Raw genomic sequence first — 25,467 nt, 5'->3', positions numbered from 1 at the left:
ATCCATACGTATGTATTGAAAAGAGGTTTTTCTAAATGGGACGTCAACGAACGATTGATCGCGATAAGGTACTGGATACCGCTGAAGAAATCGTCATTACACAAGGGGCCGCAGCCCTGACTATTGATGCTGTTGCAAAAGCAATGGGGATCTCTAAAGGTGGAGTTCAGTACTGCTTTGGCAATAAAGAGGCCCTTATCGATGCGATGTTTGAACGTTGGGGCCGATCCTATGATGAAGTATTCAACCGAGTTATTGAGCAAGATAATAGCCCAGAAAGGAAAATTTTAGCCCATCTACAAGCAACCCATGAGCACGATAAAGTCTCAATGGCCAAAGGTGCGGCCTTAATGGCGTCATTATTACAAACTCCGGAATACCTTAAAAGTACACGTATTTGGTATCGTGAACGTATTGAAAACCTGAATACATCCACAGAAAAAGGCAAACAGGCAAGAATTATTTTTCTAGCAACTGAAGGCGCTTTTATGCTGCGCTATATGGGATTAATGGAAATCGATGATAATGAATGGCAATCTATATTTAGTGATATGATTAACTTATTGAAAAACGACTCATAACATCCTTTTTTAAAATAAATAATCTCTTAATTTTAATATCATTATACAACATATTTAAATGGAGATTATTATGAGACCAATTATTATCAATGTTGATTATAAACATAACCCAAATAAAATATATAACATTTCCAACAAGGTCACACTAAAAAACAAGATAGTAAATATAGCAAACAAAAACATAGAACTAAATTATAAAAAAGAAATTATATCAAACAAAATAAAAAGCGATAAAAAAAACATAGAAAGTATAGATAATATAGATTTATTTTCTGAAATAATTAGGGAGAAAAATGTAATTTACACTCAATCACAAAATAAAATACTACCCTCACAATATATTAATTTAATTAAAAACCACCGAAAAACATTCATTCCAACAGGGAATAATGATCATACTATAGTCCTATGTTCCGGCGATCTCATCGGAAAAGGGGTATATGGAGCCGCCTATAGGATAGGTAACTTTGTTATCAAAATACCCAATGATGACAATATACAGAAAAGTAATAAAAACACCGAGTACTCTCGCTGTTCAAATGTATTAAATGAAATAAATAGGGATAATGATTTTTCTCGAGGAATCACATTAAAAAATGGTAAACAAGTACTAATTACCAAATATGTCGATGGTAAGTCTATAACTGGAAAAAATGCATTTGACTTTGTAAAAGAGAAAGGGCGTATTTTATTTGATTATGGTTCTGAAGGAAATGTTAAAATAGATAATAATGGAAAAAAATATGTTATTGATGTCGACTTTGTAGCACAAGCTACTGGGTTAAAAAAATATCCCTCATTAGGAACCCTAACAATACATGAAATTTATAAGGATATATTTACTATAAACCCACTTAAAACGAATAATAAAAAGCCTTTTTATTATTCTGAAATAGAAGATCTTTTACCAAAATTGAAAGGAAAGTGAAATAACATCCTTACTAACGATACTATTCCACAACACAGGGTCATTTTTCTTACAAGGAAAATGACCCTGATGCAGGAAAATGAGTGACTAAACCAGCGGTATAAAGCTGTTCTATAATTAACAGATCAAAATTATAATTCGGTGTTAATTTTTCATACCTCCGATTATCAAGGCTATCTAAATACATTAGGTTTTCATCAGCACAACACCGTATAAGTGCAAGTAAAAAAACACTATTTTCAAAAGAAAGATCATTGATACTTAACGCATTTTCTTTTTTTATAAAGAAAAGGTTATCAATATATTCAACTTTTTCTTGCCTTTCTTTTTCATTTTCTATACGAATACAATCAACACAAATATGTTCAAGATTGCTTAAATTTGAAAAAAAAGGCTCATTACGGTTAAATAATGAGCCCTTGTGGGCGGACAAAATAGTTGGGAACTGGGAGGGGTGGAAATGGAGTTTTTAAGGATTATTTAGGGAAGAGTGACAAAATAGATGGGAACTGGGTGTAGCGTCGTAAGCTAATACGAAAATTAAAAATGACAAAATAGTTTGGAACTAGATTTCACTTATCTGGTTAACTAATCTAGCTAACCTGCCGCTCAGCTTAGTACGATCCTATATCCAACTGATCATAATCCTTTCATCAGTATCCCAAATTAAATCCCCCTCCTAGACTGCCTCACCAACACTTTACAGTGATCCCGTATTTCCGGACAGGTGATTGATTTTTTTCGCTTGTACAGGTGTTAAGCCACAGTTATCTTGATGTGGACATTATGCATTGTAATAGCCCATTAACATGCGCTAAGAGCATAAATTAATATACAGTAACAAGCATTACGAGGTGCTAATGTTTGGAAAGCAGCCTCTTCCAACTACAATAATAAGTTAACTATCCTCCACCCACAAATAATTACAAATGACCCCTTTCCGCTATAACTCCGATCTCACCAGCGGCTCGCTACAAACCCGAGAGTGTCGCATTATTACTGGCTTGTTACTCCAAGAGCTTGATGAAGCTGCCTGGGATAAAGCCATGTATAAGGAAAATGTGCTTCAGAAACGCACGCAATCTACGGTAAGACGTATTTCTTCAGCGCTTAGAAAACGCCTAGAACACCTAAGCTCTGACTTTTGGGCTTTTGCGTTTTTATGTTAGGCATTGTCTGGCAACTGGAGGAAGTGTAATGACCATGAATGGTCACTGTGATTGACAGTATCTTGCTTAAACTTATCTGAACAATGGTAGAACTGGCTCATATTTATCCCCTCTATGATTGTTTATCTTTTTCACCATAAAAAGTATCAGGGGCTACTCAGGGCTACATAAAGATATTTATCTACTTTTACTGATTGATAAGTAGCATCAGTCCATCCGCAGGACTGGTGGTGCCGGCAAAATGCTGACCCAACACATGCGTATAGATTTGCGTGGTCTTAACATCGTTATGCCCTAAGAGTTCTTGCACAGTGCGAATATCACGCCCCGCTTGTAATAGATGCGTAGCAAACGAGTGACGAAATGTATGACAAGTGACACGCTTGCTAACGATGCCTGCTTTTTGTACGGCTGCCTTCAATGCCTTTCGCGCAACGGAGTCATGCAGATGATGGCGGCATAATTTGCCGTTATACGGGTGGTTGCAGAGCGTGCTGGAGGGAAAGACAAACATCCACGCCGCTTGTCGATAAGCAGAAGGGTATTTGTGATCTAAAGCAAAAGGCAGCGATGGCCCTACGCCTTGTAAGTTGTCGTCTTGCTGAATAAGCCGCGCTTGCTCAATGAGTTATTTTATTGCTGGGATTAGGCGCGTGGGCAGTAGGCTGTTTCTGCTTTTCCCACCCTTACCGTCATGCACAGTGATGCAGCCATTATCAAAATCAAAATCTTTAACCCGCAAACGCAAGCATTCATTAATGCGCAAACCTGCACCATACAGCAGCGTAAAAATAACTTGGTTGCGAGTATCCATAACCTGCAAAATGCGTTGCACTTCATTTGCAGAGATAACAGAGGGTAGCCGTCTAGGCTTGCTTGCAGGGATATAATCAATATCGCCCAACGGCTGTTGTAAAAACCTGTTGTACAAAAAAGCTAGGGCATTTAAAGCGATTTTCTGCGTGTTTATGGCTACATGTCTGCTGTTTGCTAAGCTGGATAAAAACAGCCTGACCTCTTCACTGCCCATGGTCTGAGGATGACGTTTTTTGTGAAACAGAATAAAACGCTTAATCCAGTGCAGGTAAGTTTTTTCAGTTTTCAGCGCATAACCTTTTTGTCGCATATCCGTGCGTATAGAATTTAAAAATGGACTGTTAGACATAAAACGCTCCTTGTCTTGCAACTGTCTGCCTATACAGCCTATTCTAGCTGGGATTTAAAAAAGTGCCTGTTTTTTACGCCTAGAGATGCTTGTTTACCGGTAGAGTTTTAATTTAATGCTAAATAAATTAAAATGTTATGAGTTCTTTGGGTGAGATAATGTGCATCGTGCAAGCAGGATAGACGGCATGCACGATTTGTAATAACAGAGTGTCTTGTATTTTTAAAGAAAGTCTATTTAATACAAGTGATTATATTAATTAACGGTAAGCATCAGCGGGTGACAAAACGAGCATGCTTACTAATAAAATGTTAGAAAAGGGTAAATATGAAAAAATTATTTGTTTTATGTGTCTTTGTCTTTTGTAGTATTACTGTCGCAGGTGAGACTTTGCCTAATTTGAGAGTTGAAAAGCTTGAAGAAGGTGTTTATGTTCATACATCGTATGAAGAAGTTAAAGGTTGGGGTGTTGTTACTAAACACGGTTTGGTGGTTCTCATAGGCGCTGACGCCTATCTGATTGATACTCCATTTACTGCTAAAGATACTGAAAAGTTAGTCAATTGGTTTGTGGAGCGCGGCTATAAAATAAAAGGCACTGTTTCCTCACATTTCCATAGCGACAGTACGGGGGGAATAGAGTGGCTTAACTCTCAGTCTATCCCCACGTATGCGTCTGAATTAACGAATGAACTTCTGAAAAAAGACGGTAAGGTTCAAGCCAAAAACTCATTTGACGGGGTTAGTTATTGGCTGGCGAAAGATAAAATAGAAGTGTTTTATCCTGGCCCTGGCCACACTCAAGACAACGTAGTAGTTTGGCTGCCTGAAAAGGAAATATTATTTGGCGGTTGCTTTGTTAAGCCTCACGGCCTTGGTAATTTGGGTGACGCAAATTTAGAGGCTTGGCCAGAGTCCGCCAAAATATTGATGGAAAAATATGGTAAAGCAAAGCTGGTTGTTTCAGGTCATAGCGAAACCGGAGACGCGACACACTTGAAGCGTACCTGGGAGCAGGCTGTTAAAGGACTTAAAGAAAGTAAAAAGACATTGCAGCCAAGCAACTAAATTTCTAACAAAAGCAGTCAAGGCGACGCCAAAAAAACGGCGCGCTTGCTGCTGGCGTTAGGCGTCATATGAAGATTTCGGTGATCCCTGAGCAGGTGGCGGAAACATTGGATGCTGAGAACCATTTCATTGTTCGTGAAGTGTTCGATGTGCACCTATCCGACCAAGGCTTTGAACTATCTACCAGAAGTGTGAGCCCCTACCGGAAGGATTACATCTCGGATGATGACTCTGATGAAGACTCTGCTTGCTATGGCGCATTCATCGACCAAGAGCTTGTCGGGAAGATTGAACTCAACTCAACATGGAACGATCTAGCCTCTATCGAACACATTGTTGTGTCGCACACGCACCGAGGCAAAGGAGTCGCGCACAGTCTCATCGAATTTGCGAAAAAGTGGGCACTAAGCAGACAGCTCCTTGGCATACGATTAGAGACACAAACGAACAATGTACCTGCCTGCAATTTGTACGCAAAATGTGGCTTTACTCTCGGCGGCATTGACCTGTTCACGTATAAAACTAGACCTCAAGTCTCGAACGAAACAGCGATGTACTGGTACTGGTTCTCGGGAGCACAGGATGACGCCTAACAATTCATTCAAGCCGACACCGCTTCGCGGCGCGGCTTAATTCAGGAGTTAAACATCATGAGGGAAGCGGTGATCGCCGAAGTATCGACTCAACTATCAGAGGTAGTTGGCGTCATCGAGCGCCATCTCGAACCGACGTTGCTGGCCGTACATTTGTACGGCTCCGCAGTGGATGGCGGCCTGAAGCCACACAGTGATATTGATTTGCTGGTTACGGTGACCGTAAGGCTTGATGAAACAACGCGGCGAGCTTTGATCAACGACCTTTTGGAAACTTCGGCTTCCCCTGGAGAGAGCGAGATTCTCCGCGCTGTAGAAGTCACCATTGTTGTGCACGACGACATCATTCCGTGGCGTTATCCAGCTAAGCGCGAACTGCAATTTGGAGAATGGCAGCGCAATGACATTCTTGCAGGTATCTTCGAGCCAGCCACGATCGACATTGATCTGGCTATCTTGCTGACAAAAGCAAGAGAACATAGCGTTGCCTTGGTAGGTCCAGCGGCGGAGGAACTCTTTGATCCGGTTCCTGAACAGGATCTATTTGAGGCGCTAAATGAAACCTTAACGCTATGGAACTCGCCGCCCGACTGGGCTGGCGATGAGCGAAATGTAGTGCTTACGTTGTCCCGCATTTGGTACAGCGCAGTAACCGGCAAAATCGCGCCGAAGGATGTCGCTGCCGACTGGGCAATGGAGCGCCTGCCGGCCCAGTATCAGCCCGTCATACTTGAAGCTAGGCAGGCTTATCTTGGACAAGAAGATCGCTTGGCCTCGCGCGCAGATCAGTTGGAAGAATTTGTTCACTACGTGAAAGGCGAGATCACCAAGGTAGTCGGCAAATAATGTCTAACAATTCGTTCAAGCCGACGCCGCTTCGCGGCGCGGCTTAACTCAAGCGTTAGAGAGCTGGGGAAGACTATGCGCGATCTGTTGAAGGTGGTTCTAAGCCTCGTACTTGCGATGGCATCGGGGCAGGCACTTGCTGACCTGCCAATTGTTTTAGTGGATGAAGCTCGTCTTCCCTATGACTACTCCCCATCCAACTACGACATTTCTCCAAGCAACTACGACAACTCCATAAGCAATTACGACAATAGTCCATCAAATTACGACAACTCTGAGAGCAACTACGATAATAGTTCATCCAATTACGACAATAGTCGCAACGGAAATCGTAGGCTTATATATAGCGCAAATGGGTCTCGCACTTTCGCCGGCTACTACGTCATTGCCAACAATGGGACAACGAACTTCTTTTCCACATCTGGCAAAAGGATGTTCTACACCCCAAAAGGGGGGCGCGGCGTCTATGGCGGCAAAGATGGGAGCTTCTGCGGGGCATTGGTCGTCATAAATGGCCAATTTTCGCTTGCCCTGACAGATAACGGCCTGAAGATCATGTATCTAAGCAACTAGCCTGCTCTCTAATAAAATGTTAGGCCTCAACATCTAGTCGCAAGCTGAGGGGAACCACTAGTGTCATACGAACCTCCAAGAGACGGTTACACAAACGGGTACATTGTTGATGTCATGTATGACAATCGCCCAAGTAAGTATCCAGCTGTGTTCAGAACGTACGTCCGAATTCCAGACTATGTCGAACTAGATAACGCGGAGGAGCTGGCCGACGCAATCATTCGAGAGGTTGAGTTAAAGGAGGCATGGCTCACAAGGGTCTTGGGGAACTCAGCCGATCCTGACGCTTCTGTGGGCAAGTGGGACCGGCGCCTAGCGCAGTGCGGTGGTATTGATGAGATGTCAAGTGGGGTGCAGGCAACATACTTCAGTCCAAACGGTCAGCTGGTCGGCTTAGTGGCATACATTGATGCCGAATGGATGGATGAATAGCTCTGACGTTACGATTCAGGTGAGACAACCAGATGGGCATTGCGTACAAGCTCAGTTGCCACCGATGTGGCTACGAGTCTGATCTTCTTTACCTAGGCCAAGGTATGGCGATGCTTCCTGAGCAAATAGTCGGAACGTGCACATGCTGCGACAATCTAACGACGATTTCTATAAATGAAAGCTACGGAGTATGCTCACTTTGTGGGGCTAAGGATCGTGTGATATTTACAAGCTATCAGCATGAGGCAAGGCCAAGAAATCCCTGCTATCTAGAGAGAAGTTTCAAATATCAATGCCCAAGATGCCATGCCTTCAGTATGGAGCCTCCGGATCTACCGGAGATGCTTTGGGACTAATGCTCCGCTTTGCCTCGGGTATCCGTTCGACCTATGTTTAAGAGGAAACGCACGTGTCTGCCGCCAAAGCTCTTGCCTATGCACTTTGTGACAAGTTGGAAAGCAAAAAAGTTGATGAAGTCGTACGAAATCTTGTTTCTAGCGGCTGGAATATTAGGGAAGTGGCCTGGGAAGCTTCGTCCTTTGATCATGAAATGCCCTACTTTGACACGGGGCGGGACTTCGATATTGGATTTCCTGACACGCTGTCATCCAAGATTGAGTTTTTGACCGCGAATGGATCAATCGTCCAAGCACGTGCTCGCCTGCACTTCAAGCAGGCTCTAATTTTTGCCAAGGCGTCCAAACATGTCGCCGCGCTCAAGAACTCATTGGATTACTACTATGGATCGTCTGTAATCCCCCCTCAAAACCACGGAGGCTATTTGTAGAAAATTCCATTAATATGAACTCAAGGTGTTCCCTACGGACGAATCAGCGATGAAGGTGGTGTACCTGGCTATCCAGGCGGCGACCAAGAAATGGACGATGCCGATCCGCAACTGGAAGCCGGCCATGAACCGTTTTATGATCGAATTTGGTGACCGTTTAAATGGCCACCTTTAACTGACCGGCAAAAGCACTTACACAAAAGGGTTTACAGGCTCTTTCAGTCATTCCTTTAATGCGTAAATTGCTCTCTAACCACTCTCTCAGCCCACCCTTCCATATCCTCTCTCGATACTTGCAGCTCCCCCAACCCCTTTGGATGATTCACCCCTCTATGCCCGTCTTGTCCATATAATTGATCAAACAAACTATTTGGCCAATTCAATGAGCTCTTCACCACTCCACGCCGTATCTTTTCAAAATCATTCCGCCATGTTTCGCTATCAACGCCACTCAACACTTTGGTAGAAAGCATTTTCACCCCATCCGATGCATCCACCTCTAGCAATACAAATTCACTGCCATTACGTTGCACCCCAACGGCTTTAATCACTCTTGGTGAGCCATCTTTACACAGATGTAATCGGCTACGCCCAACTTTTGGCAAAACCAAGGTTTCTTCAAAAAGCACCCGACATGCAAATTTAGTTTTTAGAATTGAAAGTAGCTCATCAAAAGCAGCAAATCGATTAGCAAAAATAGAGTTGTAATTGGTTGCATCCTGCTTCCCACCCACATCTGCCGCTGCTAGGACACCACCTAAGTGTGGCTCATCAGTACTAACCAAATTACTATTTTCACTTGTTGTTGCTTCTTCTTTTTCTAAAATAGTTTGGCTACTTTTTCTTGCCCTGCGAGATTTTTCAATTCGACTAGGTCTACTAAAACTTATCCATGTCGGCTCAGCCTCTATGACTCGTGTGTCTGTGTCTATATTGGCTGTTTCCTCATCGTCCAACTGTAGATGCTCATCATCAACAACTGACTCTGTTGAAACCGCTATGTGCTGCGTACTACCATCACCTGCCTCCTTTTCCTGAAAAGAGGCATGGCTAATAGCTGTTGTGCTAGGAAGCATAGCGTTGATTTCTAAACCTACTATTTCCTCAACTAAATAATCCTTATCCTCGTTAGAAGAACGTCCTTTTACATGTAATTTCCAACCCTGCATGGGCGGAGGGTCAAAGCTAAAGCACCAGCTTTCAACGCCGTTCTTAATTTCTCTATTTTGTTGATAGTGCCTAAAAATACTTTCATACGAATCCATAACATCTTGATCCGAAAACAACCAAACCAAAAGCTGCACTACGGCCGACTGCTCTAACGCCCCTTTAGGAAACGATGAACTGGGTAAGATCCTTATCTCTAAATGATCTCGCTCAACCTCATACTGAACGTCGAACTCTTGCTGTAAAGCGGTACTGCTCAAACAGCTTCGACAGAAATAGGAGTTAATTAAAAATAATGACCGAGCTAGCTCTAACTGTGGGATGTGATAACGAGTCTTGCTATATGGTGTTTCAGCTTCGTAAATAAATGAACTCTGCGCTCCATCCTTGTTGCGTACGGAAGCAAAGGACGAGAGATTAGGAAAATCGATTATTTTGGCTCGTTGAAGATCCGATGCTTCAAACTCAATCACACGATCCGCCTTATTTATTTGCTTTGTTGTACTGTTAACCACCTTAGCTCGACTTAATAAAGGCAAATGAGTAAATCGAGTCCATTTCCGTTCTTGCATTGGATTAAACCAAACAAAAATACGCCACTCCTTATGACCCGAGTTACGGAATAAATGACCAATATGTACAACCTGCACATTGTCATTAAATGTAGCTAGCCTAACCACTCACTCTTCCCCATAAACCATTTCCAAGAATCTTTGTGCTTCCTCAGTTATCCGCTCTTTAGATAACGTTGCACTTCTTAATAATCGCCAGCGCCTAAGCTCAACATCTTCCTGTTTAAGCTTAATAAAAGCTTGGCTAATCCGTCTAATTTGATAATCTTCCACACTCTCTGAGTAACGCTTTAAGCAAAGCGCTACCAAAGGCAGTTTCTGTAGATTTTTTGCAAGAGAGGTTCCGTTAGGAGTTTGCTTTAACAGCCAGCTCGATGTCGCTCTTGGGTGATCAAGGCTACTATCTAGACGCTTTATGATTCTTAATAGTTGTCGTACAGCAATTCGATCTCTTTGGTTCCAATCAACTCTAGGGGCGGGTGCCAGACGCTCTTGTTGATGCTGTTGATTCCAGTGAACTAGCCAATCCCTGTCATGTCGGTAAAGCCAAGCGTATAGCACCCCACCCTCTAAAGACTGTCTTGCCGCCTTAATTCCTTGGTATTTATGCACTAGTTGCTGCCAGTCTTTATGCTTAACAGATAAATCTTCAGAGTTAGGTTGCACAGACTGGCTAACAGGTCTTGTCGTTATAGAGTGCTCAGTAAGAGCACTTGCCTGCTGTAGCGCTTCTATAACCGTTAGTTTTGGCAATAAGGCTTGCCACACAATACTATGCTGTAAATAACTAAAGGCTTTTCTATGCTTACGGAATATACTTTTCAGCCAACACGTGTCCTTGTTCTCTGCCAACTTTAAATCCAGTTTCTCTAGTGCCTCATCACTAAAAGTCTGCCTCACTCTCTCCGCCACCAAGTCATGACGAATGTGCTTGCTTTTGGTTAGCCCTAGATCCTGCGCTAAGCGCTGATAAAACAGCGTCCACTGCTCAAGGCTTGGGGAAAGCTCTTGCGCTCGTGGAGCATCTAACAGAGGGGCTATATAAGCAGCTAGTGCTGTTAATTGAGATAGGGAGTCTTTGGGGTAGTCTGAAAGCAGCTCAGTATGACCCAAAGCCCAAAATTGATGTCGGTGATCATCTACAGCTCTATCAAAGAAGACTAAAGCACCGTGTTTTGGACAATATGGCAAAGCGGGCAAATACCAATCTCGTTGCCAAAAGGCTTCCCCATACCTATTTAGCTGAAGAGCAACGCAATCAGGGCAGTATCTAAAGCGGTTATCGCTCTTAACTCTAGAAGCAGCGACTCCTAGCATTAAATGCACCGCACCTTGCGCTTGGTACTCCATTAACCGAATAGCTTCGTCTCGGCGCTCCTTGCCTACAAACGGAGCATATAAAGGGAATAAGGTATGCTCATAAATAAGCTGCTGAACAGCGTAACGTCCTGTTTGATGTAGATGTCTTGCTATCACACCTAAATGCGAGGGCAGACCTAAGGTAGCGACCACCTTGCGGTTGCCATACACCTCATCCAACAGCTGCTTAGGACTAACAATCCCTTGATAAACGCCTGCCCGTGCAATAGTGCTATAAATCAGCTCATTCGAGTACGGAACAGGAAAGTTTCTCATGGCTAACCTGCTTGTTTAAATAAGCTCGCCATATCCACTATTACCCCTTTCCCTTTTAACCGTTCATGCATGGTTTTTTCAGGTTGGCGTTGTGAATAGATATAACGTAAATCCGTATCAGGCAAGCTATCCCAGTCGCTGGGCTTGACTACCTTTATAGCCGAAACCTTTTTACTCTTGGAGGGCTTTTCTAGTTCTGACACTACCGTTTCGCCTTCCATCAACCACTGCAAAACAAGAGGCAGTAACTTTTGTCTTGTCATCGTTGGATTCTGGCTAAACGCTTTTTTAATAGTGGGAATTAACAGGCTTGAATCGTAATCCTCTTTCAGCATCAGATATAAATGACGCTGATCTTCGGTATCTAACTCTTGAAGGGCTTTTTCTTCTGGTGTTTGTTCTTGTATCGCTGCGATATCTAGCTGAAGTTGGATTAACCGTTTATCAATCTCGGGAACGACTAGATCAGAATAACGAGCAATGCGTTCTGGGATACCCGAGCGTAATGCCTCTAGCATGGGGTGCACAGGCTTTAACTCATCTTGATACACTTGCCGCAATAAACCAGCGGTAATACGCTCATTGCCTAAAGCTAGCGCACGGAGCTGAGCGAGTACAAAAAGTTTTACTACAATGTCCATCACTCCTTGGCTTAGCTCATACCACACATCACGGACCTCATCCGATAACAGCGCATCTTTGCGTTGTAAAAGCTGTAATTGCCAAAGATTATCCGTAAAAGCGATCCACTCTTGATTGGGCTTTCCACGTTGCGTTTGTTGTATAGGATCCCAGAATATAGCTCCAAACCCTGCCCCTCTACGTGCAGACCGCAAATCAGCCTCAAAAATCTCTCGTGCTTTAGGGGTACCAATCAACATCACTGGTACGCCAATAATATTCACCATCGTCACAAAAAAGTTCAGCATCTCTTGAGATCCACCCGAACGAGAGCGGCTTAAATGCTGAATTTCATCAATAACCAACAACCCTAAAGCATGTGCATTGGCTATTTGCGACATCAAAGCCAACATGGTTTCTATACCATGACGTTTTAAGCCATAACGACGCTCATAGTTCGAGCCCAAGGCTCGATCCAACGCTCTGAAAAAATTCAAGCAGATTTCTTTTAGCGAACCATTATGCGAGCAGTCTATTTTCAAATACACCACCTGCTCTACATTGAGTTCACGATGGTAAATCACCTGAGGATACGTGGCTAGAATACGATGAAGAGAGGTCGTCTTCCCACTACCAGAACAACCAATTAACAATAAGCTTTGTGCCGTAGATCGTGCCTCCTCAAAGCGAAATGTCTCCAACTCTCCCGTTTGAACACGCTCATAACCATTTTGTAAATGCTTTTGTAAATCTCCTGTTTTAGGATTTCTGCCTACGTAGCCACCTCGAATCATGACCGAAATACGCTCACTTAGTAGCAAATGCGTACCTAATGGCTGAAAATAGTCATCTGGAATACGACAAATGGTATGAGCTCTGATAACACGGGACTTTTGCAAGTCAGAGGAAGTAAGCTGTAAAGAGGATTTCAGTGATGCAGCACTATTCACTGACTCTTGTAATGGTGGTAAGGCCTCGATAAAAGGATTATCACGATAAGCCTCTACCCCCGTATCACGATAAACTGCTTGAATCCGGGTAGCACTCATGACTCATCCTTTTCTGGTGGATCCTGAAATAATTCAGGCACGTATGTGGGTAGGCTGTAATCTTCTTGATCATCCGCTTCCACTGCGTTGAAAGGAATAACTTTAGCCTCATCACCTGAAGAGCTTGGCTTCAAATGCTCCGCACGTTTTTTACGCTCCGAGGTCACGGCTTCTTTTTTATTAGTTTTAATCTGCTTAATGCGTGTTGATTTGGGCTCAGTAGTACTGGGCGTTAACTTATTCGCTTTCTGAATGGTTTGCTGAATAAACGCCTCAAGCTCCCTGCGTTTAGTTAACTCATCCTGCTTCGCATTGGCTTTATTGTGTTTTTCTTGTGCTTGTATATCCCAAACCTCCCAAAATGAGAGACCTTTAAACTGCCGACTACGTTCCGTCAGATTACAGCGCCAAAATACACGGCTGCCAACTTGCGGAAACAAATAAATCGTATCAACCAGCACTGGGTCATAAGCCGCTTCTAAATGTTGAGGTCTAGCTATATCAGTGCTCCGCTGCAACCAACCCTCACGCAGAATCTCTGACCCCGAGTAATACAAACCCCACAAATTAACGCCAAATGAAGAAATAGAGACCTTTCGGCGAGGCAGTAACGCTACTCGCAACTGCTCTTGCTCCACAGCCCTTAAACTACCTGTACGATGCTGCATACCCCATTGCCATAGCTGGACAGGAATAGACGGTAAATCTGTAGGAAAATCAGCATCTCGATCGTATTTATCCATCACCAGATGGTTATTTCTGAATAAGATCGTACGCAAAATAATTTGTGTGAACTCAAATACCGACAGAGATGCATCTAACCTATAGTCTGTTTCACCATGGCTTTTGATCCGACTGCCCTCTACAATGCCAGGTGCAAAGGACTTAAACTCGGCTTGTAGTGTTCTAAAAGTGCTTTCCACTATGCCTTTAGCATCGCCACGTCTAGGTGGAGCACTTTCCACTCGCACATTAAAACTAGAAACTAAGGCTTCGACCTGATGACTCATTAATTCGCCACGGTCCGCTAGCAACACATCTGGCAAACCTACACACGGCCAGTCTGAGCTACTAATCTCAATATCATGCTGGGCACAAATGGCCGTTTTGTCAGAGCAAGCATTTACAAAAGCCTGCATCGCCACCACATAAGACGGATTTTCAAAGCCGATATAAAAGCCCGTGATCATCCGACTAAACACATCAATCACAATGTAAAGCGTTGGTCTTCCTATGATTTTTTGGCGATCATGATGATCCACTAAATAAATATCAGCAATCGTGGCATCAATCTCATAACGACTCCCAGGGCCTAACGCCTGAGAAGTGGCTGTACTACTTAAGGGTCGTACGTCTTTTTTATATACCCCTGCTTTAACTCTAGACTTTAAGCGCTGAGCTTTAGGGTATTCTCGATCATAAAAATAACGAAACTGACGTAGTGTTGGGTAATCCTCTTGGGGAATGCGAGGAAAATACTGAGCAAACAAGTCCACAAATCGTCTATAGGCAACGGTGGTCTTTGTACCTTTTTGATTTAACAGGTGCTTTTCTATGGTCAACCTAAAAAGGCGTTCAATCTCGGGCGTTACCTTGGTTCCTTCACCCTTACCATATTCTCTGGCTCGGCCAATCTTTGCTGTTCCTGTCGCTGAACGTCTTTCCCCTGGTGCACCGCTGTTTTTGTAGTCAGGAATTAATGCATTAGGCGTTTGACCACGCTGCCAGTAACGGCGTAACAACTTATAAACTGTAGCCTTAGTAACCTTATGTTCTTGGACCACATGCTCAACGAGTTCGCTTCTGACTTTAGGGTCGAAACGATCCTTACTATTAATAATAGGAAGAATTTTTCGATAATCCTCCTCGCGCTTCTGGAAGCTGACAGAATCTACAGACGGCTCTTCTAAATCAAGATGTACATAAGGGTCATCAGTTCTAACTAAGCGGCCTTCATCTAAATACTGCATTAGCAACAACTCAGCCCTAGCTTGTGGAACTCCTTTATCAGCGCTTATTTGCATCCAGACAACTTGGCCATCCTCTATAGCCAAAATGCGATACGGATCATTATCAAATAGCACAACCTCATTAATTTGCCACATAGCGCAACTCCTCCATATTCACTACTTGGCTAATACAGAGATCTGCACACTTATTTGCCCTGAAAGACTTATAAATATTGAACTTAATAAAACCATTTGCGGTTAAGGCTCGTATCTCACTCAATGTTTTGCCTAACTCCAAATCATAAGCAATATCAACCTGCTTACAGACATTGATAATGTTTTCATCTCCTTTTTCTTGCAGGATATGGGCCAATGGGGATAGTTGTGCTAAAAGCTCCGCAGAAACTTCTTCTGTTTTCACTGAATAAAGCCATTCAATATTTTCTTTTACTACGGGATTTATTTCTTTATCAGTAAAAATGAACCAAGGAATTTGCTTTTGCTGCCAATAGCGACGCTCTAGTTCTAGTTTTTCTAAGGTACGCTCGTCTTGTAAGGCTGCTGCAGGTTTGACTTGAATAGCAAACTGCTCAAAAGGACCATCTTTGCAGTCCACTAAAAAATCAGTAGACATAACCTGATCTACACCACGAATAACAGGATGCTTAATACCACTATCTATTGCAATCTGCCTGGTATCACTAGGTAATAAGGGGAACTGCTCGCGTATATCTAGCACGCTGCTCTCCCACTCAAGACTGAGAAAAACAGCAAGCTCTAAGTCAGATAGCAAATGATGGACTCGTCCCGTCTTATGAGAATAAATACGGTGGGAACGACCTGAAGAAGGAACTTCTTGTACTGTTAGCCATGGAATATAGTCTTTACCATGCCCTTGGCCACGCCCCTCTTTAATACGACGGGCAATTTGCACTTCAGAAAATGAAGAGTTTGCTTTAGCCATAACAAAAGTCCAGTATGCTTTTTCACAGCATAACTGGACTGATTTCAGTTTACAACTATTCTGTCTAGTTTAAGACTTTATTGTCATAGTTTAGATCTATTTTGTTCAGTTTAAGACTTTATTGTCCGCCCACAGCCCTTTATTAATCAATTTATTAATTACTCAACCGTAACAGATTTCGCTAAGTTACGAGGCTGATCTACATCAGTACCTTTAATTAATGCGACGTGATAAGACAGTAATTGTAATGGGACAGTATAAAAAATTGGTGCAATCAGTTCTTCAACATGAGGTAAAGAAACGATTTTCATATTTTCACTGGCTTCAAATCCCGCGTCTTTATCAGCAAACACATACAATAAACCGCCGCGAGCACGCACTTCTTCAATATTTGATTTAAGCTTTTCAAGTAACTCATTATTAGGAGCAATAATAATGACAGGCATATCTGCATCAATTAACGCTAATGGACCATGTTTCAATTCACCCGCAGCGTAAGCTTCCGCATGAATATATGAAATTTCTTTCAATTTCAATGCCCCTTCAACTGCTATAGGGAATTGATCACCACGACCTAAGAATAATGCATGGTGCTTATCAGAAAAATCTTCCGCTAATGCTTCGATGACTTTATCTTGAGACAACATGCTTTCAATACGGGAAGGGAGCGCATGTAATGCATGGGAAATATTTTCTTCCAGCTCAGGGTTTGCACCTTTTAAACGCCCCATATACGCCACTAACATCAGTAAAACAGTTAATTGTGTAGTAAATGCCTTGGTTGATGCCACACCAATTTCTGCACCCGCTTTTGTCATCAACGCAAATTCTGATTCACGTACCAATGAAGAGCCTGCAACATTACAAACAGCTAAAGAAGTCAGATAACCTAATTCTTTAGATAAACGCAATGCCGCTAATGTATCCGCCGTTTCACCTGACTGAGACAACGTGATCATTAAACTATTTTTACGATGTGCTGGATTGCGATAACGATACTCTGAAGCGATTTCCACATCACATGGAATACCTGCTAAGGATTCAAACCAATAGCGCGCAACCATGCCTGCATTGTAAGATGTTCCACAAGCAACAATTTGAATATGCTCAACTTGAGATAAAATATCACCGGCTTTAGGGCCTAATTCGCTCAAATCGATGCCATTGTCTTTGTCAAAACGCCCTTCAAGGGTGTTTTTAATTGCCATTGGCTGTTCGTAAATTTCTTTTTGCATGTAATGACGATAAACGCCTTTATCACCTGCATCATATTGAACATTTGATTCGATTTGCTCGCGTTCAACAGGGGCACCGTTATTATCAAAAATACGAACAGTACGGCGAGTAACTTCCGCGACATCACCTTCTTCAAGGTAAATAAAACGACGAGTCACAGGCAGTAGTGCTAATTGGTCCGATGCTAAGAAGTTTTCACCCACACCTAAGCCAATAACCAATGGGCTACCAGAGCGTGCGGCGACTAATAATTCAGGAATACGGCTATCCATAATTACCGTACCGTAAGCACCGCGTAATTGTGGTATAACACGTTGAACCACTTCCACCAGTGACCCACCTTTTTGTTGTTCATGGTGAACAAGGTGAGCAATCACTTCAGTGTCAGTCTCTGAACTAAAGACATAACCGAGTTTTTTCAGTTCTTCTTTCAGTTCTAAGTAGTTTTCAATAATACCATTATGAACAACTGCAATATAACCTGACGTATGCGGGTGAGCATTACGTTCACTTGGAATACCATGAGTCGCCCAACGAGTATGCGCAATCCCCGTTCCACCTGATACAGGGTTCTTTTCCGCTTCTTCCGCCAGCATTTGCACCTTGCCCACTTCACGTAAGCGTTGTAGATGACCTTCGTGATCAACAACAGCCATACCAGCTGAGTCGTAACCACGATATTCAAGACGACGAAGACCTTCTAACAAAATTTCTGCGATATCACGTTGTGCAACAGCACCTACAATTCCACACATATTTTATTGATTCCTAGACAAAAGGCTCTTTCTATAGAGACCCTTATTTTGTCGTAACCTAATTGTTGTACAGTTTTCACTGTTCCCCAGCCTTGTAGAAAATGGGGATATTTATTTTTATATTGCTACCTTAGGTAGCTATTTTAATCTTTGCTATTTATTAGCGTTTTTATCATAGGAGAGATATCGCTATCACTCCTTAATATTTACTTATTTTTTCTTAACTGGACGTTGCCAGTTTTTTATATGCATTTGCTTTACACGGCTAACAACAAGCTCATCTTCATTCACATCACGAGTCACTGTCGTACCAGCACCAATGGTTGCACCTTTTGCCACTGAAACTGGCGCGACTAATTGGGTATCAGAGCCTACAAATACATCATCACCGATAATGGTTTTATGTTTATTAGCGCCATCATAGTTACAAGTGATAGTTCCAGCACCAATATTCACGTTATCACCAATTTGTGCATCACCGAGGTAACTCAAATGGCCAGCTTTAGAACCTAACCCTAAAGACGCATTTTTCATTTCAACGAAATTACCTACGTGCGCTTTGGCCGCTAATTTAGCACCTGGGCGTAAACGCGCAAAAGGGCCAACCGTGCATTCTGATGATAAATCAGAGTTTTCTATTACTGAATATGGACTAATAACAGAGTTATCCCCAATTACACAGTTTTTCAAAATACAGCCAGATTGAATATGGACGTTATTGCCTAATGTCACATCGCCTTCAATGATCACATTAGTATCAATAATAATGTCACGACCATGAGTCAATGTTCCGCGCAGGTCAAAACGTGCAGGGTCGATTAGCATCACCCCCGCTAATAACAGTTTTTCAGCTTGTTCTTTCTGATAAACCCTTTCTAACGCAGCCAATTGCAGACGGTTATTCACGCCTTCCATTTCACTTAAATGTTTAGGATGAACAGTTGCAATTTTATTCCCTTCTTTATGCGCTAATGCGATGACATCTGTAATGTAATATTCGCCTTGTGCATTATCGTTGTTTAGCTGAGCCAACCAACGTTTAAAATCTTTACCACTAGCAACCATAATACCAGTATTGATTTCTTGGATCTTACGTTGCTCTTCAGTCGCATCTTTCTGTTCAATAATACCGACAACTTCATTATTTTCACGAATGATACGTCCATAACCACTTGGATTATCTAAGATAACGGTCAGTAAACCAATTCCACCTTCAGGTTTCACTTCAATTAAGCGATCTAAGGTATCTTTGGCAATCAATGGGACATCACCATATAACATGACAATGTCTTCATCATCTTGGAAGTTTGGTGCAGCTTGTTGCATCGCATGGCCCGTTCCAAGTTGTTCGGCCTGCAATACCCAATTTAGGTTTTGCTCACCCAGTTTTTCCTTCAGTAAATCACCGCCATGTCCGTATACCAGATGAATATCTGATGCACCAATGGATTTTGCTGTATCTATAACATGCTGCACCATCGGTTTGCCCGCAAGTAAATGCAAAACTTTAGGTAGATTTGAATACATCCGTGTGCCTTTACCGGCAGCTAAAATCACGACACTTTTTCTTTGCACAGTCATTTTTCCTGAAACTCCAACTTAGGGATGAAAGTAAACCTATTTCCTTTATAAATTACTACATATTTCGTTCAAATAAAAAAGCCAGTTAGGGTTAACCAACTGGCTTTTTTCTATACTGCTATCATTACATTAGCTTTTTAGTCAATTCGATCACTCGAAGTTTGGCTATTGCTTTTGCAAGTTCTGCCGATGCCTGAGCATAATCAACATCACCGTGTGCTTTACGGACGTGTTCTTCCGCTTTACGTTTAGATTCCACTGCACGAGCTTCGTCTAAATCTTTACCACGGATCGCTGTATCAGCGAGTACGATAACACCGTTTGGCTGTACTTCTAAAATACCGCCGGAGAGGTAAATTAGTTCTTCTTCACCAAACTGCTTGGTAATACGTACCATGCCCGGTTTTATGGCAGTCAGCAGCGGGGTATGCTGCGGGTAAATCCCCAGCTCACCTTCACTACCTGTCACCTGAATTTTCTGTACTAGGCCTTCAAACATTTGTTTTTCAGCACTAACAACAGTCAGGTGGTATGTCATTGCAGCTACCATATCAACCTCCTGTCAGCTGGATTAAAGCTTTTTAGCTTTTTCCACAGCTTCTTCAATGGTACCAACCATATAGAACGCTTGTTCTGGCAGGTGGTCGTAATCACCGTTCAGGATACCACTGAAACCACGGATAGTGTCTTTCAGGGAAACGAACTTACCTGGTGAACCGGTAAATACTTCAGCAACGAAGAATGGTTGAGACAGGAAGCGCTGGATCTTACGAGCACGAGCAACAACCAGTTTGTCTTCTTCAGACAACTCATCCATACCCAGAATTGCGATAATATCTTTCAGTTCTTGGTAACGTTGCAGAATAGACTGAACGCCACGCGCAACATCATAGTGCTCTTGACCAACTACGAGTGGGTCTAGCTGACGGCTAGTAGAATCGAGAGGGTCAACCGCTGGGTAGATACCCAAAGATGCGATTTGACGGCTCAGTACTACCGTTGCGTCCAAGTGAGCAAAGGTGGTTGCTGGTGATGGGTCAGTCAAGTCATCCGCAGGAACGTAAACCGCTTGAACGGAAGTGATAGAACCTGTTTGAGTTGAGGTAATACGTTCTTGCAGAACACCCATCTCTTCCGCCAGCGTTGGCTGATAACCTACCGCTGATGGCATACGACCTAACAGTGCTGATACTTCAGTACCCGCCAGTGTATAACGATAGATGTTATCTACGAACAGCAGTACGTCACGACCTTCGTCACGGAATTTTTCAGCCATAGTCAGACCAGTCAGCGCAACACGCAGACGGTTTCCTGGTGGCTCGTTCATCTGGCCATAAACCAGTGATACTTTATCCAAAACGTTAGAGTCGGTCATTTCATGATAGAAGTCGTTCCCTTCACGAGTACGCTCACCAACACCTGCGAATACTGAGTAACCTGAGTGCTCAATCGCGATGTTACGGATAAGTTCCATCATGTTTACTGTTTTACCAACACCCGCACCACCAAACAGACCAACTTTACCACCTTTCGCGAATGGACAGATTAAGTCCATTACTTTGATACCGGTTTCCAGTAGTTCTGTTGAGTTTGATAACTCTTCATAGCTAGGTGCTGCACGGTGAATTGACCAGCGTTCTTCTTCGCCAATATCACCTTTCATATCAATAGGCTCACCCAGAACGTTCATGATACGTCCTAGAGTTGCTTTACCTACTGGTACTTCGATTGGGTGATCTAAGTTAACAACACTTAAACCACGGCTTAGGCCATCTGATGTCCCCATTGCGATACAACGGACAACACCACCGCCTAACTGTTGCTGAACTTCCAGCACCAGTTTTTCTTTACCGTTCATAACCTCAAGAGCGTCATACACTTTTGGTACGCTATCTTGAGGGAACTCGACGTCCACAACGGCGCCGATTACCTGGATAATCTTTCCAGTAGCCATCTTGAATCCTCTACGTAATTCGTAAACCTAGCTGTTAAACCGCGGAAGCACCCGAAACAATTTCGGTAAGCTCCTGAGTAATGCTGGCCTGACGAGCTTTGTTGTAAACCAACTGCAACTCTTTGATCAGGTTACCACCATTATCAGTAGCGGCTTTCATCGCTACCATTCGTGCGGCCTGCTCACTAGCCAGGTTTTCAACGACGCCCTGATAAACCTGCGACTCGATATAACGACGTAGCAGGGTATCCAGCAACGCCTTAGGATCGGGTTCGTATATATAATCCCAAGATTTCTTCTTCAATGTTTCATCATTGCTTGCAGGCAATGGCAATAATTGAAGAATAGTTGGCTCCTGAGACATTGTATTGATGAACTTGTTAGTCACCACATACAGTTTATCCAAACGCCCTTCATCATAGGCTTGTAGCATAGAGTTAACTGGACCAATCAAATCTGAAAGCGTTGGGTTATCCCCCATTCCGGTTACTTGTGTAACGACATTGCCGCCAACAGAACCAAAGAATGAAACCGCTTTAGAGCCGATTAAAGCCAAATCAACCTGAACATTTTTCTCAGACCATGATTTCATATCTGCAAGGAGTTTTTTGAACAGGTTAATGTTCAAACCACCACACAGACCACGGTCTGTTGAAACAACCAAATACCCTACGCGCTTAACTTCACGCTCTTCGAGATATGGATGTTTATATTCCAGATTACCTAACGCTAGGTGACCAATAACACTGCGCATGGTCTCCGCATAAGGACGGCTAGCCGCCATGCGTTCTTGCGATTTACGCATTTTGGACGCAGCGACCATTTCCATCGCTTTAGTGATCTTCTGCGTGTTTTGCACGCTGGCAATCTTGGAACGTATCTCTTTTGCGCCGGCCATTACTGCTTCTCCTTATTAACCAGACGGCCCATAAAAACTCACGGGCCGAATAGTATTACCAGGACTGAGTTGCTTTAAATGATTCGAGCAGTTTTTTCAACTTACCTTCGATATCATCGTTATAGTTACCAGCCTGGCCGATTTCATTCATAAGGTCAGCATGCTCACGCAGTGCATATGAAACTAATGCTGTTTCGAATGCACCAATTTTCGCTAACTCAACATCATCCAAGAATCCACGTTCTGCCGCAAACAGAGACAATGACTGCTCTGCTACTGACATCGGTGCATATTGTTTCTGTTTCAGCAATTCAGTTACTTTCTGACCATGACTTAACTGTTTACGAGTCGCATCATCAAGGTCGGAAGCAAACTGAGCAAACGCTGCCAGTTCACGATACTGAGCCAGTGCTGTACGAATACCACCAGACAATTTCTTGATAATTTTAGTCTGAGCAGCACCACCAACACGAGATACTGAAATACCTGGGTTAACCGCTGGACGAATACCAGAGTTAAACAGGTTAGATTCCAGGAAGATCTGACCATCTGTAATCGAAATTACGTTAGTCGGTACGAATGCAGAAACGTCACCGCCTTGAGTTTCAATGATAGGCAGAGCCGTCAATGAACCTGTTTTGCCTTTAACTTCACCTTTAGTAAAGTTTTCAACGTATTCAGCGTTAACACGAGCTGCACGCTCAAGTAAACGTGAATGCAGATAGAAAACATCACCTGGGTATGCTTCACGTCCTGGTGGACGACGCAGCAACAGTGAAATTTGACGGTATGCGACAGCCTGTTTAGACAGGTCATCGTAAACGATCAGTGCATCTTCACCACGGTCACGGAAGTATTCACCCATTGCGCATCCAGAGTATGCGGAAAGGTATTGCAGAGCTGCTGATTCAGATGCAGTCGCAACAACAACAATGGTGTTTTCCAGAGCGCCGTGTTCTTCGAGTTTACGTACTACGTTAGAAATTGTAGATGCTTTCTGACCGATAGCGACATAAACACATTTGATGCCAGAATCACGCTGGTTAATGATTGCGTCGATCGCTAGAGCAGTTTTACCTGTCTGGCGGTCACCGATGATAAGCTCACGCTGACCACGGCCGATTGGAATCATCGCATCGACTGATTTATAACCAGTTTGTACAGGCTGATCAACGGATTGACGTTCGATAACACCTGGAGCAATAACTTCAATTGGAGAGAAGCCATCATTCTCAACAGGGCCTTTACCATCAATTGGTTGACCCAGTGTATTCACGACACGTCCAAGTAGGCCACGGCCTACTGGAACTTCAAGAATACGACCAGTACATTTTACTTTCATGCCTTCTGCCAAGTCGGCATAAGGACCCATAACAACCGCACCAACAGAGTCACGCTCTAAGTTCAATGCGATGGCGTAACGGTTGCCTGGCAGCGCGATCATTTCACCCTGCATGACTTCGGCTAAACCGTGAATACGAATGATACCGTCATTAACGGATACAATCGTACCTTCATTGTGAGCTTCACTCACAACATCGAACTGAGCAATACGCTGTTTGATCAGTTCGCTGATTTCGGTGGAATTCAGTTGCATATGCTCCAGTCCCCTTAAGACTGCAAGACGTCAGTTAAACGCTCTAAGCGACCGCGGATACTACCGTCAATGACGAGGTCTCCAGCACGAATGATCACTCCAGCAATAACAGACTTATCAATTTTGCAATTCAGCTTAACTTTGCGTGACAGACGTTTTTCCATCGCTGCAGAAATTTTAGCTGACTGCTGTTCACTCAACTCGTTTGCAGAAAGTACATCAACTTCAATCGTTGATTCCAGAGCATCACGTAATTGAATAAATTGCGTTAATACTTCTGGTAGCGTAGTTAAACGCCCATTATCTGCCATAACACGAATCAAGTTTTGAACATGCTCGTCAATTTCATCTCCACAAACAGAGATAAACGTTTTAGCTAATGTTTCTGGTGCAATAGAACCAGAAAGCAGCTCACCAACCTGTTCATTACGCGACACCATTGAGATGAAGCCCAGCATATTCTGCCATTTTTCAACAGATTGGTTTTCCACAGCAAAGTCAAAAGCTGCTTTGGCGTAGGGGCGAGCTACAGTAGCAATTTCAGACATGCCCCTCCCTCCTTACAGTTCAGCGACTAGTTTATCAACGATGTCGCTGTTAGCAGCTTCATCCACGGAACGTTCAATGATCTTCTCGGCACCTGCGATAGCAAGCATCGCAACCTGTTTACGTAACTCTTCACGTGCACGTTTACGCTCAGCATCAATTTCAGCTTGCGCTTGTGCGACGATTTTTGCACGTTCTGCTTCTGCTTCTGCTTTTGCTTCATCAATCATTTGAGTGCGTTGTTTATTCGCTTGCTCAATGATGACTTGTGCTTCAGCTTTCGCTTTTTTCAGTCGGTCGGTTGCGTCGGTTTGCGCCAGTTCCAGGTTCTTTTTAGCACGTTCTGCGGAAGATAAACCGTCAGCAATTTCTTTTTGACGTTTTTCAATGGCCGCCATAATCGGTGGCCATACATACTTCATACAGAACCAAACAAACAGGACAAACGCGATAGCCTGGCCGAGGATTGTTGCATTTAGATTCACAGACAATACCTCTTATTCATTAGTGAATTAATGTTCTTAAAGTGTTCCGTAACGTTAATTAAGCAACAGCGAACATTACATACAAGCCCAGACCAACAGCAATCATCGGAATAGCATCGACCAGACCCATTACGATAAAGAACTGTGTACGCAGCAGAGGAATTAAATCTGGCTGACGAGCAGCACCTTCTAAAAATTTACCACCTAGGATGCCGATACCGATCGCAGCACCGATCGCCGCTAAGCCCATCATCACAGCGGCAGCCATGTACAGCAGATCCATACTCAGGTTTTCCATGACAGTCTCCAGTTTGTT

At 43.1% G+C, this 25,467-nt stretch carries 23 protein-coding genes and 3 pseudogenes; 10 read left to right on the top strand and 16 right to left on the bottom strand.

The features are described 5' to 3' along the window. Positions 1-35: 35 nt before the first annotated feature. Both ACHB7C_RS14335 and ACHB7C_RS14330 read left to right on the top strand, forming a co-directional pair. Entirely contained in the window at positions 36-581 is a 546-nt protein-coding gene (locus ACHB7C_RS14335) for a TetR/AcrR family transcriptional regulator (protein WP_129467263.1), read from the top strand. Between the two features lie 70 nt (positions 582-651). Beyond that, complete coding sequence (locus ACHB7C_RS14330; protein ID WP_210855200.1) at positions 652-1,509, top strand: hypothetical protein; 858 nt, start codon at positions 652-654, stop codon at positions 1,507-1,509. 49 nt (positions 1,510-1,558) lie between these two features. On the opposite strand, the gene ACHB7C_RS14325 is transcribed toward ACHB7C_RS14330, so the two are convergent. After that, positions 1,559-1,942 (bottom strand): hypothetical protein, encoded by a 384-nt coding sequence (locus ACHB7C_RS14325; RefSeq protein ID WP_395347676.1) that lies wholly within the window; start codon positions 1,940-1,942, stop codon positions 1,559-1,561. 496 nt (positions 1,943-2,438) lie between these two features. Between ACHB7C_RS14325 and ACHB7C_RS14320 the strand changes: the two genes are divergently transcribed. Beyond that, a complete protein-coding gene (locus ACHB7C_RS14320) occupies positions 2,439-2,678 on the top strand; it encodes a BrxA family protein (RefSeq protein WP_001353740.1) in 240 nt (79 codons plus the stop codon). A gap of 187 nt (positions 2,679-2,865) precedes the next feature. Here ACHB7C_RS14320 and intI2 read toward each other — a convergent pair. Then, positions 2,866-3,843 (bottom strand): annotated as a pseudogene (gene intI2 / locus ACHB7C_RS14315) (class 2 integron integrase IntI2). 327 nt (positions 3,844-4,170) lie between these two features. Here intI2 and ACHB7C_RS14310 point away from each other — a divergent pair. From ACHB7C_RS14310 to ACHB7C_RS14280, 7 genes and pseudogenes are all read left to right on the top strand, one after another. After that, positions 4,171-4,911 carry a subclass B1 metallo-beta-lactamase IMP-27 gene (locus tag ACHB7C_RS14310; RefSeq protein ID WP_063860585.1) on the top strand — a complete coding sequence of 247 codons (741 nt, stop codon included), beginning with the start codon at positions 4,171-4,173 and terminating at the stop codon, positions 4,909-4,911. A gap of 68 nt (positions 4,912-4,979) precedes the next feature. Further along, positions 4,980-5,504 (top strand): streptothricin N-acetyltransferase Sat2, encoded by a 525-nt coding sequence (sat2, locus tag ACHB7C_RS14305; RefSeq protein ID WP_000704156.1) that lies wholly within the window; start codon positions 4,980-4,982, stop codon positions 5,502-5,504. Between the two features lie 57 nt (positions 5,505-5,561). Beyond that, positions 5,562-6,397, top strand: a pseudogene (gene aadA1, locus ACHB7C_RS14300) (ANT(3'')-Ia family aminoglycoside nucleotidyltransferase AadA1). A gap of 28 nt (positions 6,398-6,425) precedes the next feature. Further along, positions 6,426-6,923, top strand: coding sequence for a hypothetical protein (locus ACHB7C_RS14295; RefSeq protein ID WP_001444089.1), 498 nt, complete (start codon positions 6,426-6,428; stop codon positions 6,921-6,923). A gap of 60 nt (positions 6,924-6,983) precedes the next feature. Then, positions 6,984-7,355, top strand: coding sequence for a hypothetical protein (locus ACHB7C_RS14290; RefSeq protein WP_000119696.1), 372 nt, complete (start codon positions 6,984-6,986; stop codon positions 7,353-7,355). 409 nt (positions 7,356-7,764) lie between these two features. Further along, positions 7,765-8,142, top strand: coding sequence for a hypothetical protein (locus ACHB7C_RS14285; protein WP_001271300.1), 378 nt, complete (start codon positions 7,765-7,767; stop codon positions 8,140-8,142). A gap of 22 nt (positions 8,143-8,164) precedes the next feature. Next, positions 8,165-8,317: pseudogene (locus tag ACHB7C_RS14280) on the top strand (IS256 family transposase); the annotation flags it as partial. A 55-nt stretch (positions 8,318-8,372) separates the two neighbouring features. Here the strand turns inward: ACHB7C_RS14280 and ACHB7C_RS14275 are convergent. From ACHB7C_RS14275 to atpE, 14 genes are all read right to left on the bottom strand, one after another. Beyond that, entirely contained in the window at positions 8,373-9,989 is a 1,617-nt protein-coding gene (locus ACHB7C_RS14275) for a Tn7-like element transposition protein TnsE (protein ID WP_000251879.1), read from the bottom strand. After that, positions 9,990-11,516: a TnsD family Tn7-like transposition protein gene (locus tag ACHB7C_RS14270; protein WP_001243518.1), complete on the bottom strand. Its 1,527-nt coding sequence runs from the start codon at positions 11,514-11,516 to the stop codon at positions 9,990-9,992. A 2-nt stretch (positions 11,517-11,518) separates the two neighbouring features. After that, positions 11,519-13,186 (bottom strand): AAA family ATPase, encoded by a 1,668-nt coding sequence (locus ACHB7C_RS14265; RefSeq protein WP_001276994.1) that lies wholly within the window; start codon positions 13,184-13,186, stop codon positions 11,519-11,521. After that, entirely contained in the window at positions 13,183-15,291 is a 2,109-nt protein-coding gene (locus ACHB7C_RS14260) for a DDE-type integrase/transposase/recombinase (RefSeq protein WP_000267723.1), read from the bottom strand. The genes ACHB7C_RS14265 and ACHB7C_RS14260 overlap by 4 nt, the downstream gene beginning before the upstream one ends. Next, positions 15,278-16,099 carry a TnsA endonuclease N-terminal domain-containing protein gene (locus ACHB7C_RS14255; RefSeq protein WP_001029679.1) on the bottom strand — a complete coding sequence of 274 codons (822 nt, stop codon included), beginning with the start codon at positions 16,097-16,099 and terminating at the stop codon, positions 15,278-15,280. The genes ACHB7C_RS14260 and ACHB7C_RS14255 overlap by 14 nt, the downstream gene beginning before the upstream one ends. A gap of 158 nt (positions 16,100-16,257) precedes the next feature. Beyond that, complete coding sequence (gene glmS, locus ACHB7C_RS14250) at positions 16,258-18,090, bottom strand: glutamine--fructose-6-phosphate transaminase (isomerizing) (protein WP_042846795.1); 1,833 nt, start codon at positions 18,088-18,090, stop codon at positions 16,258-16,260. Between the two features lie 210 nt (positions 18,091-18,300). Then, positions 18,301-19,671, bottom strand: coding sequence for a bifunctional UDP-N-acetylglucosamine diphosphorylase/glucosamine-1-phosphate N-acetyltransferase GlmU (glmU, locus tag ACHB7C_RS14245; protein ID WP_042846796.1), 1,371 nt, complete (start codon positions 19,669-19,671; stop codon positions 18,301-18,303). A gap of 124 nt (positions 19,672-19,795) precedes the next feature. Beyond that, positions 19,796-20,221, bottom strand: a complete 426-nt coding sequence (locus ACHB7C_RS14240; protein WP_042846797.1) for a F0F1 ATP synthase subunit epsilon — start codon at positions 20,219-20,221, stop codon at positions 19,796-19,798. 21 nt (positions 20,222-20,242) lie between these two features. Continuing rightward, on the bottom strand, positions 20,243-21,625 hold the full coding sequence (gene atpD / locus ACHB7C_RS14235; protein WP_042846798.1) for a F0F1 ATP synthase subunit beta: 1,383 nt from the start codon (positions 21,623-21,625) through the stop codon (positions 20,243-20,245). 34 nt (positions 21,626-21,659) lie between these two features. Further along, the gene (gene atpG, locus ACHB7C_RS14230) at positions 21,660-22,523 is read right to left on the bottom strand and encodes a F0F1 ATP synthase subunit gamma (RefSeq protein ID WP_042846799.1); all 864 of its coding nucleotides are present in this window, start codon (positions 22,521-22,523) and stop codon (positions 21,660-21,662) included. A gap of 55 nt (positions 22,524-22,578) precedes the next feature. Further along, positions 22,579-24,120, bottom strand: a complete 1,542-nt coding sequence (atpA, locus tag ACHB7C_RS14225) for a F0F1 ATP synthase subunit alpha (protein ID WP_042846800.1) — start codon at positions 24,118-24,120, stop codon at positions 22,579-22,581. Between the two features lie 14 nt (positions 24,121-24,134). Beyond that, positions 24,135-24,668, bottom strand: a complete 534-nt coding sequence (gene atpH / locus ACHB7C_RS14220; protein WP_042846801.1) for a F0F1 ATP synthase subunit delta — start codon at positions 24,666-24,668, stop codon at positions 24,135-24,137. A 12-nt stretch (positions 24,669-24,680) separates the two neighbouring features. Further along, a complete protein-coding gene (atpF, locus tag ACHB7C_RS14215) occupies positions 24,681-25,151 on the bottom strand; it encodes a F0F1 ATP synthase subunit B (protein ID WP_042846802.1) in 471 nt (156 codons plus the stop codon). A gap of 58 nt (positions 25,152-25,209) precedes the next feature. Next, positions 25,210-25,449, bottom strand: coding sequence for a F0F1 ATP synthase subunit C (atpE, locus tag ACHB7C_RS14210; protein ID WP_004093904.1), 240 nt, complete (start codon positions 25,447-25,449; stop codon positions 25,210-25,212). Positions 25,450-25,467: the final 18 nt, after the last annotated feature.

Origin of the sequence: Providencia sp. 2024EL-00732, assembly GCF_044006275.1 — a bacterium.
In the GTDB taxonomy this organism is placed as follows: domain Bacteria; phylum Pseudomonadota; class Gammaproteobacteria; order Enterobacterales; family Enterobacteriaceae; genus Providencia; species Providencia huashanensis.
This window is presented reverse-complemented; position numbering and strand designations above follow the sequence as displayed.

Excerpts from the sequence above, each read along its gene's own strand:
- ACHB7C_RS14335 (WP_129467263.1), top strand. The coding sequence starts at position 36 with ATGGGACGTCAACGAACGATTGATCGCGATAAGGTACTGGATACCGCT.
- ACHB7C_RS14330 (WP_210855200.1), top strand. The coding sequence starts at position 652 with ATGAGACCAATTATTATCAATGTTGATTATAAACATAACCCAAATAAA.
- ACHB7C_RS14320 (WP_001353740.1), top strand. The coding sequence starts at position 2,439 with ATGACCCCTTTCCGCTATAACTCCGATCTCACCAGCGGCTCGCTACAA.
- ACHB7C_RS14310 (WP_063860585.1), top strand. The coding sequence starts at position 4,171 with ATGAAAAAATTATTTGTTTTATGTGTCTTTGTCTTTTGTAGTATTACT.
- sat2 (WP_000704156.1), top strand. The coding sequence starts at position 4,980 with ATGAAGATTTCGGTGATCCCTGAGCAGGTGGCGGAAACATTGGATGCT.
- ACHB7C_RS14295 (WP_001444089.1), top strand. The coding sequence starts at position 6,426 with ATGCGCGATCTGTTGAAGGTGGTTCTAAGCCTCGTACTTGCGATGGCA.
- ACHB7C_RS14270 (WP_001243518.1), bottom strand. The coding sequence starts at position 11,516 with ATGAGAAACTTTCCTGTTCCGTACTCGAATGAGCTGATTTATAGCACT.
- ACHB7C_RS14265 (WP_001276994.1), bottom strand. The coding sequence starts at position 13,186 with ATGAGTGCTACCCGGATTCAAGCAGTTTATCGTGATACGGGGGTAGAG.
- ACHB7C_RS14260 (WP_000267723.1), bottom strand. The coding sequence starts at position 15,291 with ATGTGGCAAATTAATGAGGTTGTGCTATTTGATAATGATCCGTATCGC.
- ACHB7C_RS14255 (WP_001029679.1), bottom strand. The coding sequence starts at position 16,099 with ATGGCTAAAGCAAACTCTTCATTTTCTGAAGTGCAAATTGCCCGTCGT.
- glmS (WP_042846795.1), bottom strand. The coding sequence starts at position 18,090 with ATGTGTGGAATTGTAGGTGCTGTTGCACAACGTGATATCGCAGAAATT.
- glmU (WP_042846796.1), bottom strand. The coding sequence starts at position 19,671 with ATGACTGTGCAAAGAAAAAGTGTCGTGATTTTAGCTGCCGGTAAAGGC.
- ACHB7C_RS14240 (WP_042846797.1), bottom strand. The coding sequence starts at position 20,221 with ATGGTAGCTGCAATGACATACCACCTGACTGTTGTTAGTGCTGAAAAA.
- atpD (WP_042846798.1), bottom strand. The coding sequence starts at position 21,625 with ATGGCTACTGGAAAGATTATCCAGGTAATCGGCGCCGTTGTGGACGTC.
- atpG (WP_042846799.1), bottom strand. The coding sequence starts at position 22,523 with ATGGCCGGCGCAAAAGAGATACGTTCCAAGATTGCCAGCGTGCAAAAC.
- atpA (WP_042846800.1), bottom strand. The coding sequence starts at position 24,120 with ATGCAACTGAATTCCACCGAAATCAGCGAACTGATCAAACAGCGTATT.
- atpH (WP_042846801.1), bottom strand. The coding sequence starts at position 24,668 with ATGTCTGAAATTGCTACTGTAGCTCGCCCCTACGCCAAAGCAGCTTTT.
- atpE (WP_004093904.1), bottom strand. The coding sequence starts at position 25,449 with ATGGAAAACCTGAGTATGGATCTGCTGTACATGGCTGCCGCTGTGATG.